Source organism: Streptomyces sp. NPDC001406 (assembly GCF_042895285.1).
Lineage (GTDB): Bacteria > Actinomycetota > Actinomycetes > Streptomycetales > Streptomycetaceae > Streptomyces.
The window spans coordinates 57,716-71,774 of sequence record NZ_JBIAWG010000022.1 but is presented as its reverse complement, the minus strand read 5'-3'; the positions used below and the strand labels follow the sequence as shown (position 1 = coordinate 71,774).

At 68.9% G+C, this 14,059-nt stretch carries 12 protein-coding genes and 1 riboswitch; of the genes, 4 read left to right on the top strand and 8 right to left on the bottom strand.

All coding sequences use genetic code 11. The annotated features are described in order from the left end of the window. Positions 1–61: 61 nt before the first annotated feature. The 8 genes from ACFY1J_RS39610 to ACFY1J_RS39575 form a co-directional block, all read right to left on the bottom strand. A complete protein-coding gene (locus ACFY1J_RS39610; protein WP_390711980.1) occupies positions 62–1,369 on the bottom strand; it encodes an ABC transporter ATP-binding protein in 1,308 nt (435 codons plus the stop codon). Positions 1,370–1,383: 14 nt separating this feature from the next. After that, positions 1,384–2,478, bottom strand: a complete 1,095-nt coding sequence (locus tag ACFY1J_RS39605; protein ID WP_390711981.1) for an ABC transporter ATP-binding protein — start codon at positions 2,476–2,478, stop codon at positions 1,384–1,386. After that, on the bottom strand, positions 2,475–3,473 hold the full coding sequence (locus ACFY1J_RS39600) for an ABC transporter permease (protein WP_390711982.1): 999 nt from the start codon (positions 3,471–3,473) through the stop codon (positions 2,475–2,477). Before ACFY1J_RS39600 ends, ACFY1J_RS39605 begins: the two co-directional genes overlap by 4 nt. Positions 3,474–3,583: 110 nt before the next feature. Continuing rightward, the gene (locus ACFY1J_RS39595) at positions 3,584–5,383 is read right to left on the bottom strand and encodes an ABC transporter substrate-binding protein (protein ID WP_390711983.1); all 1,800 of its coding nucleotides are present in this window, start codon (positions 5,381–5,383) and stop codon (positions 3,584–3,586) included. A 70-nt stretch (positions 5,384–5,453) separates the two neighbouring features. Then, on the bottom strand, positions 5,454–6,461 hold the full coding sequence (locus tag ACFY1J_RS39590) for an ABC transporter permease (RefSeq protein WP_390711984.1): 1,008 nt from the start codon (positions 6,459–6,461) through the stop codon (positions 5,454–5,456). A gap of 325 nt (positions 6,462–6,786) precedes the next feature. Beyond that, positions 6,787–7,584, bottom strand: coding sequence for an enhanced serine sensitivity protein SseB C-terminal domain-containing protein (locus ACFY1J_RS39585; protein ID WP_390711985.1), 798 nt, complete (start codon positions 7,582–7,584; stop codon positions 6,787–6,789). Positions 7,585–7,678: 94 nt separating this feature from the next. After that, positions 7,679–8,470, bottom strand: a complete 792-nt coding sequence (locus ACFY1J_RS39580) for an enhanced serine sensitivity protein SseB (protein ID WP_390711986.1) — start codon at positions 8,468–8,470, stop codon at positions 7,679–7,681. Between the two features lie 66 nt (positions 8,471–8,536). Beyond that, a complete protein-coding gene (locus ACFY1J_RS39575) occupies positions 8,537–9,205 on the bottom strand; it encodes an AAA family ATPase (protein ID WP_390711987.1) in 669 nt (222 codons plus the stop codon). Positions 9,206–9,381: 176 nt separating this feature from the next. Beyond that, positions 9,382–9,478: riboswitch (glycine riboswitch) on the top strand. A 191-nt stretch (positions 9,479–9,669) separates the two neighbouring features. Between ACFY1J_RS39575 and gcvT the strand changes: the two genes are divergently transcribed. From gcvT to ACFY1J_RS39555, 4 genes are all read left to right on the top strand, one after another. Then, positions 9,670–10,788, top strand: a complete 1,119-nt coding sequence (gene gcvT / locus ACFY1J_RS39570) for a glycine cleavage system aminomethyltransferase GcvT (protein ID WP_390711988.1) — start codon at positions 9,670–9,672, stop codon at positions 10,786–10,788. 122 nt (positions 10,789–10,910) lie between these two features. After that, on the top strand, positions 10,911–11,288 hold the full coding sequence (gcvH, locus tag ACFY1J_RS39565) for a glycine cleavage system protein GcvH (RefSeq protein WP_390711989.1): 378 nt from the start codon (positions 10,911–10,913) through the stop codon (positions 11,286–11,288). 14 nt (positions 11,289–11,302) lie between these two features. Then, positions 11,303–12,565, top strand: a complete 1,263-nt coding sequence (gene glyA, locus ACFY1J_RS39560; RefSeq protein WP_390711990.1) for a serine hydroxymethyltransferase — start codon at positions 11,303–11,305, stop codon at positions 12,563–12,565. 99 nt (positions 12,566–12,664) lie between these two features. Beyond that, positions 12,665–14,032 carry an L-serine ammonia-lyase gene (locus ACFY1J_RS39555; RefSeq protein ID WP_390711991.1) on the top strand — a complete coding sequence of 456 codons (1,368 nt, stop codon included), beginning with the start codon at positions 12,665–12,667 and terminating at the stop codon, positions 14,030–14,032. The last annotated feature ends 27 nt before the right edge of the window (positions 14,033–14,059 follow it).

Genomic DNA, 14,059 nt, shown 5'->3' with positions numbered 1-14,059 from the left:
CACGGTCGACTCTGCGCTCTCCCGTTCGGGCATGTACATGACTTTGCCCAGTTGTCATGCGTTACTTGTCGGTTGACTCCTGGGAGTCGGCCGCGGCGGGCGCCTCGGCGTCGGTCTCGGAGTCCTCGGCGGGAGCCTCGGCAGCGGCCTCGGCCTCGTCGGCGGACGCCTCGTCCGTGGAAGCCTCGGCCTCGACCGCGGGCTTGTGCTCCGCCGCCTCCGCCTCGGCGACCGCCGCCGCCACCGCGGCGGAGGTCTCCGCCGAGTCCTCCAGGACCGCGTCCGGCACCAGCTCCGACGCCTCCTTGGCGGCGGAGATGAGGACCGTGTCCTGGGGAGCCTGGTCGGCGAAGTTCTCCGGGTGGTGGCAGGCGACCCGCTGGCCGGGAATCAGCTCGATGAGCTGCGGCTCGGTCGTCCTGCAGATCTCCGTCGCCTTCCAGCAGCGGGTGTGGAACCGGCAGCCGGAGGGAGGCGCGATGGGGGACGGCACATCGCCCTTGAGCAGGATGCGCTCGCTCTTCGCGGACTTCCGCCTCGGGTCCGGGATCGGCACGGCCGACATCAGCGCCTTGGTGTACGGGTGCATCGGCGCCTTGTACAGCGAGTCCCGGTCCGCCAGCTCGACGATCTTGCCGAGGTACATCACCGCGATCCGGTCCGACACGTGCCGGACGACCGAGAGGTCGTGCGCGATGATCACGTACGTCAGGCCGAGCTCCTCCTGGAGGTCGTCCATCAGGTTGACGACCTGGGCCTGGATCGACACGTCCAGGGCGGAGACCGGCTCGTCGGCGACCACCAGCTTGGGCTTCAGGGCCAGGGCACGGGCGATGCCGATGCGCTGGCGCTGGCCGCCGGAGAACTCGTGCGGATAGCGGTTGTAGTGCTCGGGGTTGAGACCGACCACCGACAGCAGCCGCTGGACCTCCTTCTTGATGCCGCCTTCGGGCTCGACGCCCTGCAGCCGGAAGGGGGCGCCGACGATCGTGCCGATCGTGTGGCGCGGGTTCAGCGACGAGTACGGGTCCTGGAAGATCATCTGCACATCGCGGCGCAGCGGGCGCATGCCCCCCACACCGAGGTGCGTGATGTCCTTGCCCTCGAACTCGACCGTGCCGCCGGTCGGTTCGAGCAGCCGGGTGATCAGCCGGCCCATCGTGGACTTGCCGCAGCCCGACTCGCCCACCACGCCCAGGGTCTCACCGGCCCGGACCTCGAAGTCGATGCCGTCGACCGCGTGCACCGCGCCGACCTGACGCTGAAGCAGCCCCTTCTTGATCGGGAAGTGCTTCTGCAGGCCGGTGACCTTCAGCAGGACCTCGCGGTCGGCGCGGTCGGCGCCTTTGCTCTGCGCAGGAATCGTCACTGCTTTCTCGTCACTCACAGCTTCGGCGCAATCTCTTCGGTCCAGATACGCTCCCGCTGCTCCTTGCTCATGTGGCAGGCGGCCCAGTGCTTGCTGCCGACCTCGGTCAGCTCGGGGCGGACCGTGCGGGTGACGTTGTCCTTCGGGATGTCCGCGTACGGGCAGCGGGGGTTGAAGGCGCAGCCGGACGGGATGTTGATGAGGGAGGGCGGGGAGCCCTTGACCGGGATCAGGCGGTCCTGCTGCTCGCGGTCGAGCCGCGGCATCGAGCCGAGCAGGCCCCAGGTGTAGGGGTGCCGGGGCTCGTAGAACACCTTCTCCGCCGGTCCCCGCTCGACGCAGCGGCCGCCGTACATCACCAGGATGTCGTCGGCCAGCTCGGCGACGACGCCCAGGTCGTGGGTGATGATGATGACCGCGGAGCCGAACTCCTTCTGCAGATCACGGATCAGGTCGAGGATCTGCGCCTGGACGGTCACGTCCAGGGCGGTCGTCGGCTCGTCCGCGATGAGCAGCTCGGGGTTGTTGACCAGCGACATCGCGATCATCGCGCGCTGACGCATACCGCCGGAGAACTCGTGCGGGTAGTTGTCGACGCGCTTGTCGGGCTGCGGAATGCCCACCCGGTCGAGCATTTCGATCGCTCGCCTGCGAGCGGTCTTCTTGTCGACCTTGTGGTGGGTCCGGTACGCCTCCACGATCTGCTGGCCGATCGTGTAGTACGGGTGCAGGGCCGACAGCGGATCCTGGAAGATCATCGCCATCTCGCGGCCGCGCAGCTTGCGCACATGGTCGGGGTCCGCGGACAGCAGCTCGGTGCCGTCCAGCCAGATCTCGCCGGATATCCGCGCCTTGCGCTTGCCGTACTGGCCGGCGGTGTGCAGGCCCATGATGCCGAGCGAGGTCACCGACTTGCCGGAGCCGGACTCGCCCACGATGCCGAGGGTCTTGCCCTTCTCCAGCGTGAAGTTGAGCCCGTCCACGGACTTGACCAGGCCGTCGTCGGTCGGGAAGTGCACCTTCAGGTCGCGCACTTCGAGGAAGGCGGTCGGGGTGTGCGCGGAGGTGGGCTCGCCCACGGCGGCTCCGGTCTTGCTGAGTTCGGTCATGACAGCCTCACGCGGGGGTCGATCACGGCGTACAGGATGTCCACCAGGAGGTTGGCGATGAGCACCGCGAGAGAAGTGATCAGGGTGACGCCCAGGATGATGGGCAGGTCCTGGTTCTTGATGGCGTTGAGCACCGCCTGGCCCAGACCGGGCAGGTTGAACGTCGACTCCGTCAGGATGGCACCGCCGATGAGGGCGCCGAGGTCCATGCCGAGCATCGTCAGGATCGGCGTCATCGTGGAGCGCATGGCGTGCTTGCCGATGACGACCTGCTCCTTGAGGCCCTTCGCTCGCGCCGTGCGGATGTAGTCCTCGCCGAGGATCTCCATCATGGTGGCGCGGGTGATCCGGGCGTACATCGCCGCGTAGAGGAAGGCGAGGGTGATCCAGGGCAGGATCATGCCGCCGAACCAGCCGCCGAAGTTCTGGTCGAGGGGCACGTACTTCGCGTCGATCCACTTCAGACCGAAGGCGAAGATCGCCAGGGAGAGCATGCCGGTGAAGTAGATGGGGAGAGAGACACCCGACAGCGCCACGAGCATCGCGCCACGGTCCCAGAGGCTGCCCCGCTTGAGCGCGGAGAGGACACCCGCCGCGACACCGAAGACCAGCCACAGTACGGCGGCACCGAGCGCGAGACCCAGGGTCACCGGGAAGCGGTCGGTCAGCACCGGCCAGACGGCCTGCTCGCTGCGGAAGGAGTACCCGAAGCACGGCGCGGCACAGTGGGTGACGTCACCGCCGGCCGCGTAGGTGCGGCCCGCGAAGATGCCCTTGAAGAAGTGCCAGACCTGGGTGTAGATCGGGTCGCCGAGTCCCAGCTTCACGCGCACGGCTTCGACGGCGGCCGGGTCGGCCTGCTTGCCCACGAAGCTCGAGGCGATGTCCACCCCTGCCCACTTGGGGATGAGGAAGAAGATGCCGAAGACCACCATGACGATGACCACGAGCATCACTGCGGCGGCGAACAGCCGCCTGATGAGGTAAGCGAGCACAGCTCTCGGCCCGCCGCGGACCGCGGGCCACCGGAGGTCGTCCGGTGGCCCGCGATCACGCGTCGCCGGCCTTCACCTGCCTTTCGTGCCGTTCGGCGGGTGTGCCGGGTTTACTTCGCTGACTTCAGGCCGAGGTTGACGAAGTCGTACATACCGCTGTAGCCGTCGGTGGTGTACACGTTCGCCAGGTTGTCTCCGCGCCAGTTGATGAACTTCTCGAAGACGAAGGGCAGGTAGTACGCGCCCTCCATGACCTTGTGGTTGATCTCCGTGGAGATCTTGGTCTTGCCCGCGTCGTCCAGCGTGTTGACGTACTGGTCGAACAGGCCGTCGATCGCCTTGTCCTTGATCAGCGCGTAGTTCGAGTTACCGCTCTGCAGGATGTACTTGCTGTCCCACAGCGGCAGACCGAAGCCCTGGACGGACGGGAAGTCCGGACCCCAGCCCATGATGATGATGCCGTAGCCCTTCTTCTTCACGTTCGAAGGGCTGCCGATGATGCCGGTGGTCTGCGAACCGTCGTACTGGTCGATCTCGGCGGTGATGCCGATCTTCTTCAGCGACGCCTGCAGGGACTGGGCGGTGGCCACCTCGACCGGCTTGTTGTTGCGGACGGCGATGGTGGTCTTGAAGCCGTTCGGCTTGCCACAGGCCTTCAGCGCGGCCTTGGCGTCGGCCTCGTTGCCGGCCTTGTTGTCGGCGGCCAGCTTGTACGGGTCGTACTTCTGGCCCTCGGCGCCCGCGACGGACGGCGGGAGCATGTTGGTGCCGATGTCGCCACCGGCGACCGGGCCACCACGGGCGGTCTGCAGCGACACGTGGTCGGCGCCCAGGATGACGGCCTTGCGGCACTCGATGTTGTCGAACGGCTTCACGCTCTGCGGGAAGACCGCGTAGCGGATGTAACCGGAGACCGGGTTGTCCAGGTTGGCCTTGTGCTCCTTCAGGGCGGTGGTGCGGCCCTGCGGCGACATGCCGGTCTGGTTGATGTCCAGGTCCAGGTCACCGTTGAGCAGACGCTGGTCCAGCTGGTTGGCGTCCGAGAAGAACTGAACGGTGATCTTGTCCGGGTAGGCCTTGCGGATCGGGTCCGAGGCCTGGCTCCACTTGTCGTTGCGGACCAGGGTGAGGTCCTTGCCCGGGCTGTACGAAGCGAACTTGTACGGGCCGGAGGAGAACGGGTGCAGACCGTACTTGGACTTGGTGTCCATGTCCTGGCGGACCGGGGACGCCGAGACCAGGGCCAGCATCTCCTCGAAGTCCGAGTTGGCCTTCGGGAGGTGGAAGACGATGGTCTTGTCGTCCGGCGTGTCGATCGCCTTCAGACCCAGCTTGTCCTTGGCGGAGTCCTTGTACGGGCCCTTGTACTCGCCCTTGGGGTCGAGGACGTCCTTCAGATAGACCGGACCACCGGACAGCACGTCCTGCGCCCAGACGCGCTCGATGCCGTACTTGATGTCCTTGGACGTGATCGGCTTGCCGTCTTCCCAGGTGACGCCGTCACGCAGGGTGTACGTGTAGGTCTTGCCGCCGTCGGAGACCTTGGCGAGACCGGTGGCGAGGTCCGGGGTCAGCGTGGCGCCGTCCTTGCCGGGCTCCGTCTTGTTCGTGACGAGCTGACGGCTGTAGTAGCGCGCGAAGTTCCACATGAAGCCGTAGTAGCCGCGCGTGGTGTCCCACGAGTCGGCGTCCTGGGCTCCACCGAACCGCAGCGTGCCGCCCTTCTTGGCGAGGTCGGCCTGGGCAACCTTGTTGTTGGCCGCGTCGAAACCGGCTGCGCCCGTCTTCGAGCCCTTGTCGCCGTCATCGCTGTTGCCGCCGCCGCACGCCGCCGTGGTCAGCAGCGCGGCGACCGCGGCAGCAGCGGCCAACGCCTGCTTGCGCCGCCCTGAGGTGCGTTGGGTAGTCACGATCTCGGATCCTCCGGATTTTGATGAGAGACCCCGTGGCAGTGCCACGGGACGCTTGGGGTAAGGCGGTTCAGCGGGAGCCCTTCGGGTCCAGCGCGTCCCGCACGCCGTCGCCGAAGAGGTTGAAGGCAAGAACGGTCACGAAGATCGCCACACCCGGGACCACCATGTACATGGGGTCCGACTCGTAGTAGTCGATCGCGCTCGAAAGCATCTGCCCCCAGGAGGCGGTAGGCGGCTTGACGCCTACGCCAAGGAAGCTGAGTGCCGCCTCGGTGAGGATGTTGGTCGGGATCATCATCGTCGTGTACACGACGATGGGCGCGACGAGGTTGGGCAGCAGTTCCTTGAACAGGATGTAGAACCGCCCGGCGCCCAGCGACCGGGCGGCCTCGACGTACTCGCGCTCACGCAGCGAGAGGGTCTGTCCACGCACCACGCGTCCGATGTACGGCCAGCCGAAGAACCCGATGACCAGGATCATCACGAACACCCGCACGCTGGAGCCGGTCAGGCCGAGCATGTCGTTCGGCATGACGGAGACCAGGGCGATGGTGAACAGGAGCTGCGGGAAGGCCAGCAGACCGTCCATGACGCGGCTGATGAGGGAGTCCACCCAGCCGCCGAAGAAGCCGGCCAGGATGCCCAGCACGGTGCCGAGAACGACGGCGACCATGGCGGACAGGAAGCCGACCAGGAGCGAGACCCGAGCACCGTAGAGGATGCGGGCGAAGATGTCGCGGCCGTTGACCGGCTCGACACCCAGCAGATGGTCTCCGCTGATGCCGCCCAGCGACCCCTTGGGGGTGCCGAACAGCGGGTCGATCAGGCTCTCGTGGTAGGCGTCCGGGTCCTGCCCGAGCAGGTTGGTGATCACGGGCGCGAGCAGGGCGAGCGCGATGAGGGCAAGCACGACCACCCCACCCGTGAGGGCGAGTTTGTCCCGCTTCAGGCGCTCCCAGGCGATCCGGCCCAGGGAACGTCCCTGTACGGCCTTGTCGCCGGCAGCGGCAGCCGCCGCTTCTTCGGCCGCGCTCGGGGCCGCTTCCGCAGTCGGCTCGTGCAATGGTGCCGTCATCTGGCAGGGACCCCTCTCAACCGGCGGTAGCCGGCCCGCACTTGCCGCTGGTAGCGGCCTCAATCAGTCCGTCGTACACAGGGGCGAACCCCTTGAAGTGGGAGTCTTCAACGCTTCGGCGATCAGTTGCCAGCCTTGGCGGTGAATGGATGCGCAACCGTGATGCAGCCTGTGGTTACCCGTTATGCGGACGGGCAGTTGCTGGGGGCGGACACCGTCAAACCGCCCATGAGTGAACAAAAGTCGAAAATTCACCCAAATCTACGCGCGAAGATCTCTCCAAAGCGACAAACAGGGACATACCTGCGGAAGTTGGCCACGGGGCTCAGTAGGCTCCGCTCTGCGGCAGCTGGGCCCAGTAGCCCCCGCCTGCGGCGGGAGCGGCGTGCGCCTCGCGGTCGTAGAAGGGGCGGGCGCCGGCCCGCATCCACATCACGACCGGGTCGTACTCGTCCGTCATCGCCACCGTCGACACCGGCAGCCCGTCCGGGACCGCGCCGACGGACTGCTGCATCATCGCCCGCACCGAGTCGACCGCGGGCGGGGAGGTGTCGTACACGTCCAGGCCGATGGCCAGGTACGGCGCCCCCAGCGCCGGCTGCACCCAGGCCCGGCGCAGCGAGCGGACCGCCGGGGTGCGGTGGGCGTTCTGCGCGAGCAGGGCGTAGAACTGGGGGATCTCGATGGCCGGTTCGGACAGCCGCAGCGGGCCCGCCGGCTGGCGGTCCAGGCCGGTGGCGATGCGGCGCAGGTCGAGCCAGGGGATGCCCACGCCGCCGCCGGGCGCGTGCGGGTTCAGCCAGAGGCCGTAGTGGTCGGGGTAGAGCGTGCGGGCCACGTCGAGGCCGTCGACGACCTCGTACGATCTGTTCCAGCCGCTGGCCGACAGCTCCTGGGCGGAGGTGACGCAGGGGGCGTAGCCGTACCCGTCGACCTCCATGTTTCCGTACTGGGCGTCCGGGGAGCCGCCCTGGCCGTGCCACAGGAGCATCCAGACCTGGCCGGAGGACGGGGTCGCGAGTGCGCGCAGCAGTGCCTCGTAGGCGTCGTAGCGCCCGGGCGTGACTTGCCGCAGCATGTGCTCGACCTGCCCGGTCGCGGTGCCGCTGCCGCTCGCGCTCACCTGGTTTACCGCCCCTTCGAGAAGTTGCCCCGCGTATGGAAACAGCTTAAGCGCCCGATGGCTCGAGACCCGGTGCGCGTAGGCGAAGCACGCTTCAGTGGCCGTGCTGATAGAACGGCCTGACGTTCTCCCTCATCCAGTGGCCCACCGGGTCCTCCGCCACGTCGAGCAGTACGAGGTTGACCGGCCACCGCACCGGGGCCTTCCCCAGGGCCCTGCCCAGGGCTTCCAGGGGGAGCGCGCGCAGGTCGCCCTCCCACTGGGACAGTTCGACGCCCACGAACATCACCGGGTCCGCGGTCTCGATCGCGGCCAGGCAGCGGCGGGCCGTGGCGACCACACCCGTCCCGGCGAACTCCGCCGAGGCCGCGGCGAGGAAGTCGACCGGGTCGTCCTGCCAGTCGGGTTCGAAGAGGCGGACGCGGCCGCCGGTAGAGGGGCCGTCGAGTTCGGTGCGCCCCGCCCGGCACAGCTCGGCGACCGCCTCCGGCGGAAGCGGGACGCCGACCACGCCGTCCGGGTTGATCGCGAGGCCGACCTGCGGGGGCAGACCGCGGGCGAACTCCACGGCGGGGGCGATGGTGTACGACATGTGGGAGCCGGCGACCTGGCGGAACTGCTCCTCGGAGCTGAACACCGGGACGTACACCTGGCCCTCGATCTCCATCGTGGGCAGATCCAGGGGACCGCTGTTCGGGCCGCCGCCGTTGGGCAGCGGGATCCATACGAAGCTGCGGCTCAGGACCTCGACGATCCGGGCGCCGGCCGACGGCACGCCGAGGGACGCCGACAGCACCTCCTCCAGCTCGTTGCCGGGCCATCCGCCGTGCGGATGGGGGTGCGCCTGTGCCGGGAAGTCCGTAGGGAAGTCCGCCGGGAAGTCCATCTGCCTACCGCCTGCTGGGAACCACTGGTATGGCTGGAAAGGCTAGCGGGTACTGGCGACCCGGCTTCACCGCGCGAAGCCGATCCGGTGCAGGACGTCCGCCGCGGCCCGGTCCAGCAGCACCGCCGAGCCGCAGCCCGGGGGCAGCTCGCCCCGCTCCACCGTGCGCAGGAGGCGGGCGGCGGCCCTACGGTGGCGCAGGAAGGCGTAGCGGGAGACACCGCGGCCGCGCTCGCGCTGGCCCTCCAGCGCGGTGTCCGGGGTGACGTCGAGCAGCAGCAGGTGCAGGGTGCCGCCACGGCGGCGGGCCTCGCGGGCCAGCCAGTCGCGCACCCAGGTCTGGGCACCGCAGTCGTGCACGACGACCCCCTCGCCCGAGCGCAGGGCGCGGCGCAGCCCGGCGTAATGGGCGAGGCGGACCAGGGGGCGGTAGACCGCGTACGGCAGGAGGCGGGGCATGCGGGCGTCCCAGCGGTCACGGGTGTCCTGGGAGTCGATGCGCGCACCCCGGACCGCACGCCTCATCAGGGTGGACTTGCCGCTGCCGGGCAGGCCGGTGATCACGACCAGGTCGCCGGGGCCGAAGAGCAGGCCGTGCGGGCTGTGGCCGGCGCGGTCGCGCAGATCGCGGACGACCGGTGCCGGGCGCTCGTCGCAGCGTCCGCGGGCCGGGGCGGCGGCCCGCTTCGGCAGTGCCATGCCCGTGGTCGTGGCGTACGCCGTGGTCCTGTTCACCGTGATCGTCCTCCCCTTGGGCTCGGAGCTCCCCTGCCCGTCGAGTGTAAAGAGAAGGTAATGCCTGGTGTCTCGCGTTTTCGTGCGCGTACTGCCACAGCCCGGTTACAGAAGCCGACCTGCCGCGCGCGGGCGAGGCGTGCAATGATGTGGCCGCCAACTGCATACCGGCCGTTTGAATCCGCGCGGGAGAGTCCTCGGCAGCACTGCCGGGGCGCCGAAGGAGCAAGTCCCTCCCTTGAATCTCTCAGGCACCGTTACCGCGCGGGCGAGGCACATCTGAAAAGCGGGCCGCCGTGACGGTGGCCCCACCCAAGGTGCAAGCCGTGGTCGTCCCGGACAGGGGTGGTCATGGCGAACCTCTCAGGTTCCGATGACAGATGGGGAGGAACGACCTCGCCCTCCCCCACGCTCGAATTCGGCTCGCGCGGGGGGACCCCATCGCCTTGGGAGACAACCGACCGATGAGCAGTACCGAACTCCGTCATACCGCGCTCGATGCGCTGCATCGCTCGCTCGGTGCGACCATGACCGACTTCGCCGGCTGGGACATGCCGCTGCGTTACGGCTCCGAGCGCGACGAGCACATCGCCGTGCGCACGAAGGCCGGACTCTTCGACCTCTCGCACATGGGCGAGATCACGGTGACCGGTGCGGAGGCGGCGAAGTTCCTGAACTTCGCGCTCGTCGGCAACATCGCCTCCGTCGGGGTGGGCCGCGCCCGCTACACCATGATCTGCCAGGCCGACGGCGGCATCCTGGACGACCTGATCGTCTACCGGCTGGCCGAGACCGAGTACATGGTCGTGGCCAACGCCTCCAACGCCCAGGTGGTCCTGGACGCGCTGCTGGAACGTTCGCCCGGCTTCGACGCCGAGGTCCGCGACGACCGCGACGCCTACGCCCTGATCGCCGTCCAGGGCCCCGAGTCCCCCGGCATCCTGAAGTCCCTGACCGATGCCGACCTGGACGGCCTGAAGTACTACGCGGGCCTGCCCGGCACCGTCGCCGGTGTCCCCGCGCTGATCGCCCGTACCGGCTACACCGGCGAGGACGGCTTCGAGCTGTTCGTGAAGCCGGAGCACGCCGTCGAGCTGTGGCAGGCGCTGACCAAGGCCGGCGAGGGCGTCGGTCTGGTCCCCTGTGGCCTGTCCTGCCGTGACACGCTCCGCCTGGAGGCGGGCATGCCGCTGTACGGGCACGAGCTGACGACCTCCCTCACACCCTTCGACGCCGGACTCGGCCGGGTGGTGAAGTTCGAGAAGGAGGGCGACTTCGTGGGGCGCGAGGCGCTCACCGAGGCCGCCGCCCGTGCCGAGCAGAACCCGCCGCGCGTCCTGGTCGGCCTGGTCGCCGAGGGGCGCCGGGTCCCCCGCGCGGGGTACGCGGTCGTCGCCGGCGGCGCGGTGATCGGCGAGGTCACCTCGGGTGCCCCCTCTCCCACGCTGGGCAAGCCCGTCGCCATCGCCTACGTCGACGCGGCGCACTCCGCGCCCGGTACGGCGGGCGTCGGCGTGGACATCCGCGGCAGCCACGAACCGTACGAGGTCGTGGCACTGCCCTTCTACAAGCGCCAGAAGTAGAGACTGATCACCGGGGCCCTCGCCCCGCCCGCTTGTGATGCCGGGCACATCACCCCGCTCACCTGCGGTTTCAGTACTCCCCCAGTCATCAGCACATCCCCGCGTACAGGAGAATTCAGGCCATGAGCAACCCCCAGCAGCTGCGCTACAGCAAGGAGCACGAGTGGCTGTCGGGCGCCGAGGACGGCGTCTCGACGGTCGGTATCACCGAGTTCGCGGCCAACGCGCTCGGCGATGTCGTCTACGCCCAGCTCCCCGAGGTCGGCTCCACGGTGACCGCGGGCGAGTCCTGCGGCGAGCTGGAGTCCACGAAGTCGGTCTCCGACCTGTACTCGCCGGTCACGGGTGAGGTCACGGAGGTCAACGAGGACGTCGTCAACGACCCCTCCCTGGTGAACTCGGCCCCCTTCGAGGGCGGCTGGCTGTTCAAGGTACGCGTCACGGACGAGCCGGCCGACCTGCTCTCCGCCGACGAGTACGTGGCCCACACCGCCGGCTGAGGAGTCGTAGACGTATGTCCGTCCTGAACACGCCCCTGCACGAACTCGACCCGGACGTGGCCGCCGCGGTCGACGCCGAGCTGCTGCGCCAGCAGTCCACCCTGGAGATGATCGCCTCGGAGAACTTCGCTCCGGTCGCGGTCATGGAGGCCCAGGGCTCGGTACTCACCAACAAGTACGCCGAGGGCTACCCGGGCCGCCGCTACTACGGCGGCTGCGAGCACGTCGACGTCGCCGAGCAGATCGCCATCGACCGGGTCAAGGAGCTGTTCGGCGCCGAGTACGCCAATGTGCAGCCGCACTCGGGCGCCTCGGCCAACCAGGCCGCGCTCTTCGCACTGGCCAAGCCCGGCGACACCATCCTCGGTCTGGACCTGGCGCACGGCGGTCACCTGACCCACGGCATGCGGCTGAACTTCTCCGGCAAGCAGTTCGACGTGGTCGCCTACCACGTGGACGAGACCGGCCTGGTCGACATGGCCGAGGTCGAGCGGCTCGCCAAGGAGCACCGCCCGAAGGTGATCATCGCGGGCTGGTCGGCGTACCCGCGGCAGCTGGACTTCGCCGAGTTCCGCCGGATCGCCGACGAGGTCGAGGCGTATCTGTGGGTCGACATGGCGCACTTCGCCGGTCTGGTCGCGGCGGGTCTGCACCCGAACCCGGTCGAGTACGCCGATGTCGTCACCTCCACCACCCACAAGACGCTCGGCGGCCCGCGCGGCGGCATCATCCTCGCCAAGAAGGACTTCGCGAAGAAGTTGAACTCCTCCGTCTTCCCGGGCTTCCAGGGCGGTCCCCTGGAGCACGTGATCGCGGCCAAGGCGGTCTCCTTCAAGGTCGCCGCCTCGGAGGACTTCAAGGAGCGCCAGCGCCGTACGGTCGAGGGCGCGCGGATCCTCGCCGAACGGCTCACCGCGGCCGACGCCCGCGAGGCCGGGGTCAACGTCCTGACCGGCGGCACCGATGTGCATCTGATCCTGGTCGACCTGCGCGAGTCCGAGCTGGACGGTCAGCAGGCCGAGGACCGCCTCCACGAGGTCGGCATCACGGTCAACCGGAACGCGGTCCCGAACGACCCGCGTCCGCCCATGGTGACCTCCGGTCTGCGGATCGGTACGCCGGCCCTGGCGACCCGCGGGTTCGCGGCCGAGGACTTCGCCGAGGTCGCGGATGTGATCGCCGAGGCGCTGAAGCCGTCCTACGACGCGGAGGCCCTGAAGGCCCGGGTCAAGGCCCTGGCCGACAAGCACCCGCTGTACCCGGGGCTCTCCAAGTAGTTCACCCCGGCGCGGGCACCGCGCACACTGGAAGCGCACGTTTCTTCCGTGGGCGCGGTGCCCCATCCCTTCGCACCACCCCCGTACTGAGGAGTCACCGTGGCCATCTCGGTCTTCGACCTGTTCTCGATCGGCATCGGCCCGTCCAGCTCCCACACGGTGGGGCCGATGCGCGCGGCACGCATGTTCGCCCGCCGGCTGCGCAATGAGGGCGTGCTGGAGTCCGTCGCCTCCATACGTTCCGAGCTGTACGGCTCCCTCGGCGCCACGGGCCACGGCCACGGCACGCCCAAGGCGGTGCTGCTGGGCCTGGAGGGCGAGTCTCCGCGGACGGTGGACGTGGAGACGGCGGACGACCGGGTGGCACAGATCAAATCGGGCGGGCGCATCCGTCTCCTCGGCGAGCACGAGATCGCGTTCTCCTTCGACGACGACCTGAAGCTGCACCGCCGCAAGGCGCTGCCGTACCACGCGAACGGCATGACCCTGTGGGCGTACGACGCCGAGGGGACGGAGTTGCTCTCGAAGACGTACTACTCGGTGGGCGGCGGCTTCGTCGTCGACGAGGAAGCGGTCGGCGCCGACCGGATCAAGCTGGACGACACGGTTCTGAAGTACCCCTTCCGCACGGGCGACGAGCTGCTGCGTCTGACGAAGGAGACGGGTCTGTCGATCTCCGCGCTGATGCTGGAGAACGAGCGGGCCTGGCGCACCGAGGAGGAGATCCGCAAAGGCCTGCTGGAGATCTGGCGCGTGATGCAGGCGTGCGTGTCCCGCGGTATGACCCGCGAGGGCATCCTGCCGGGCGGGCTGCGGGTCAAGCGCCGGGCGGCCGTCACCGCCCGCCAGTTGCGTGCCGAGGGCGACCCGCTGGCGCACGCGATGGAGTGGATCACGCTCTACGCGATGGCGGTGAACGAGGAGAACGCGGCCGGCGGCCGTGTGGTGACCGCCCCCACGAACGGCGCGGCGGGCATCATCCCCGCGGTGCTGCACTACTACATCAACTTCATCCCCGGCGCCGACGAGGACGGTGTGGTCCGCTTCCTGCTGGCCGCCGGTGCCATCGGCATGCTCTTCAAGGAGAACGCCTCCATCTCCGGCGCCGAGGTCGGCTGCCAGGGCGAGGTCGGCTCCGCGTGCTCGATGGCCGCGGGCGCCCTCGCCGAGGTCCTCGGCGGCAGCCCCGAGCAGGTCGAGAACGCGGCCGAGATCGGCATGGAGCACAACCTCGGCCTGACCTGCGACCCGGTCGGCGGCCTGGTCCAGATCCCGTGCATCGAGCGCAATGGCATGGCCGCGGTCAAGGCGGTCACGGCCGCCCGTATGGCGATGCGCGGCGACGGCTCCCACAAGGTGTCCCTGGACAAGGTCATCAAGACCATGAAGGACACCGGCGCGGACATGTCCGTCAAGTACAAGGAGACGGCCCGGGGCGGGCTGGCCGTGAACATCATCGAGTGCTAGGGCAGGTGCCGCGGTAGGCGGCGTGCC

Coding starts and splice junctions, on each gene's coding strand:
- ACFY1J_RS39605 (WP_390711981.1), bottom strand. CDS start 2,478: ATGACCGAACTCAGCAAGACCGGAGCCGCCGTGGGCGAGCCCACCTCC.
- ACFY1J_RS39590 (WP_390711984.1), bottom strand. CDS start 6,461: ATGACGGCACCATTGCACGAGCCGACTGCGGAAGCGGCCCCGAGCGCG.
- ACFY1J_RS39580 (WP_390711986.1), bottom strand. CDS start 8,470: ATGGACTTCCCGGCGGACTTCCCTACGGACTTCCCGGCACAGGCGCAC.
- gcvT (WP_390711988.1), top strand. CDS start 9,670: ATGAGCAGTACCGAACTCCGTCATACCGCGCTCGATGCGCTGCATCGC.
- gcvH (WP_390711989.1), top strand. CDS start 10,911: ATGAGCAACCCCCAGCAGCTGCGCTACAGCAAGGAGCACGAGTGGCTG.
- glyA (WP_390711990.1), top strand. CDS start 11,303: ATGTCCGTCCTGAACACGCCCCTGCACGAACTCGACCCGGACGTGGCC.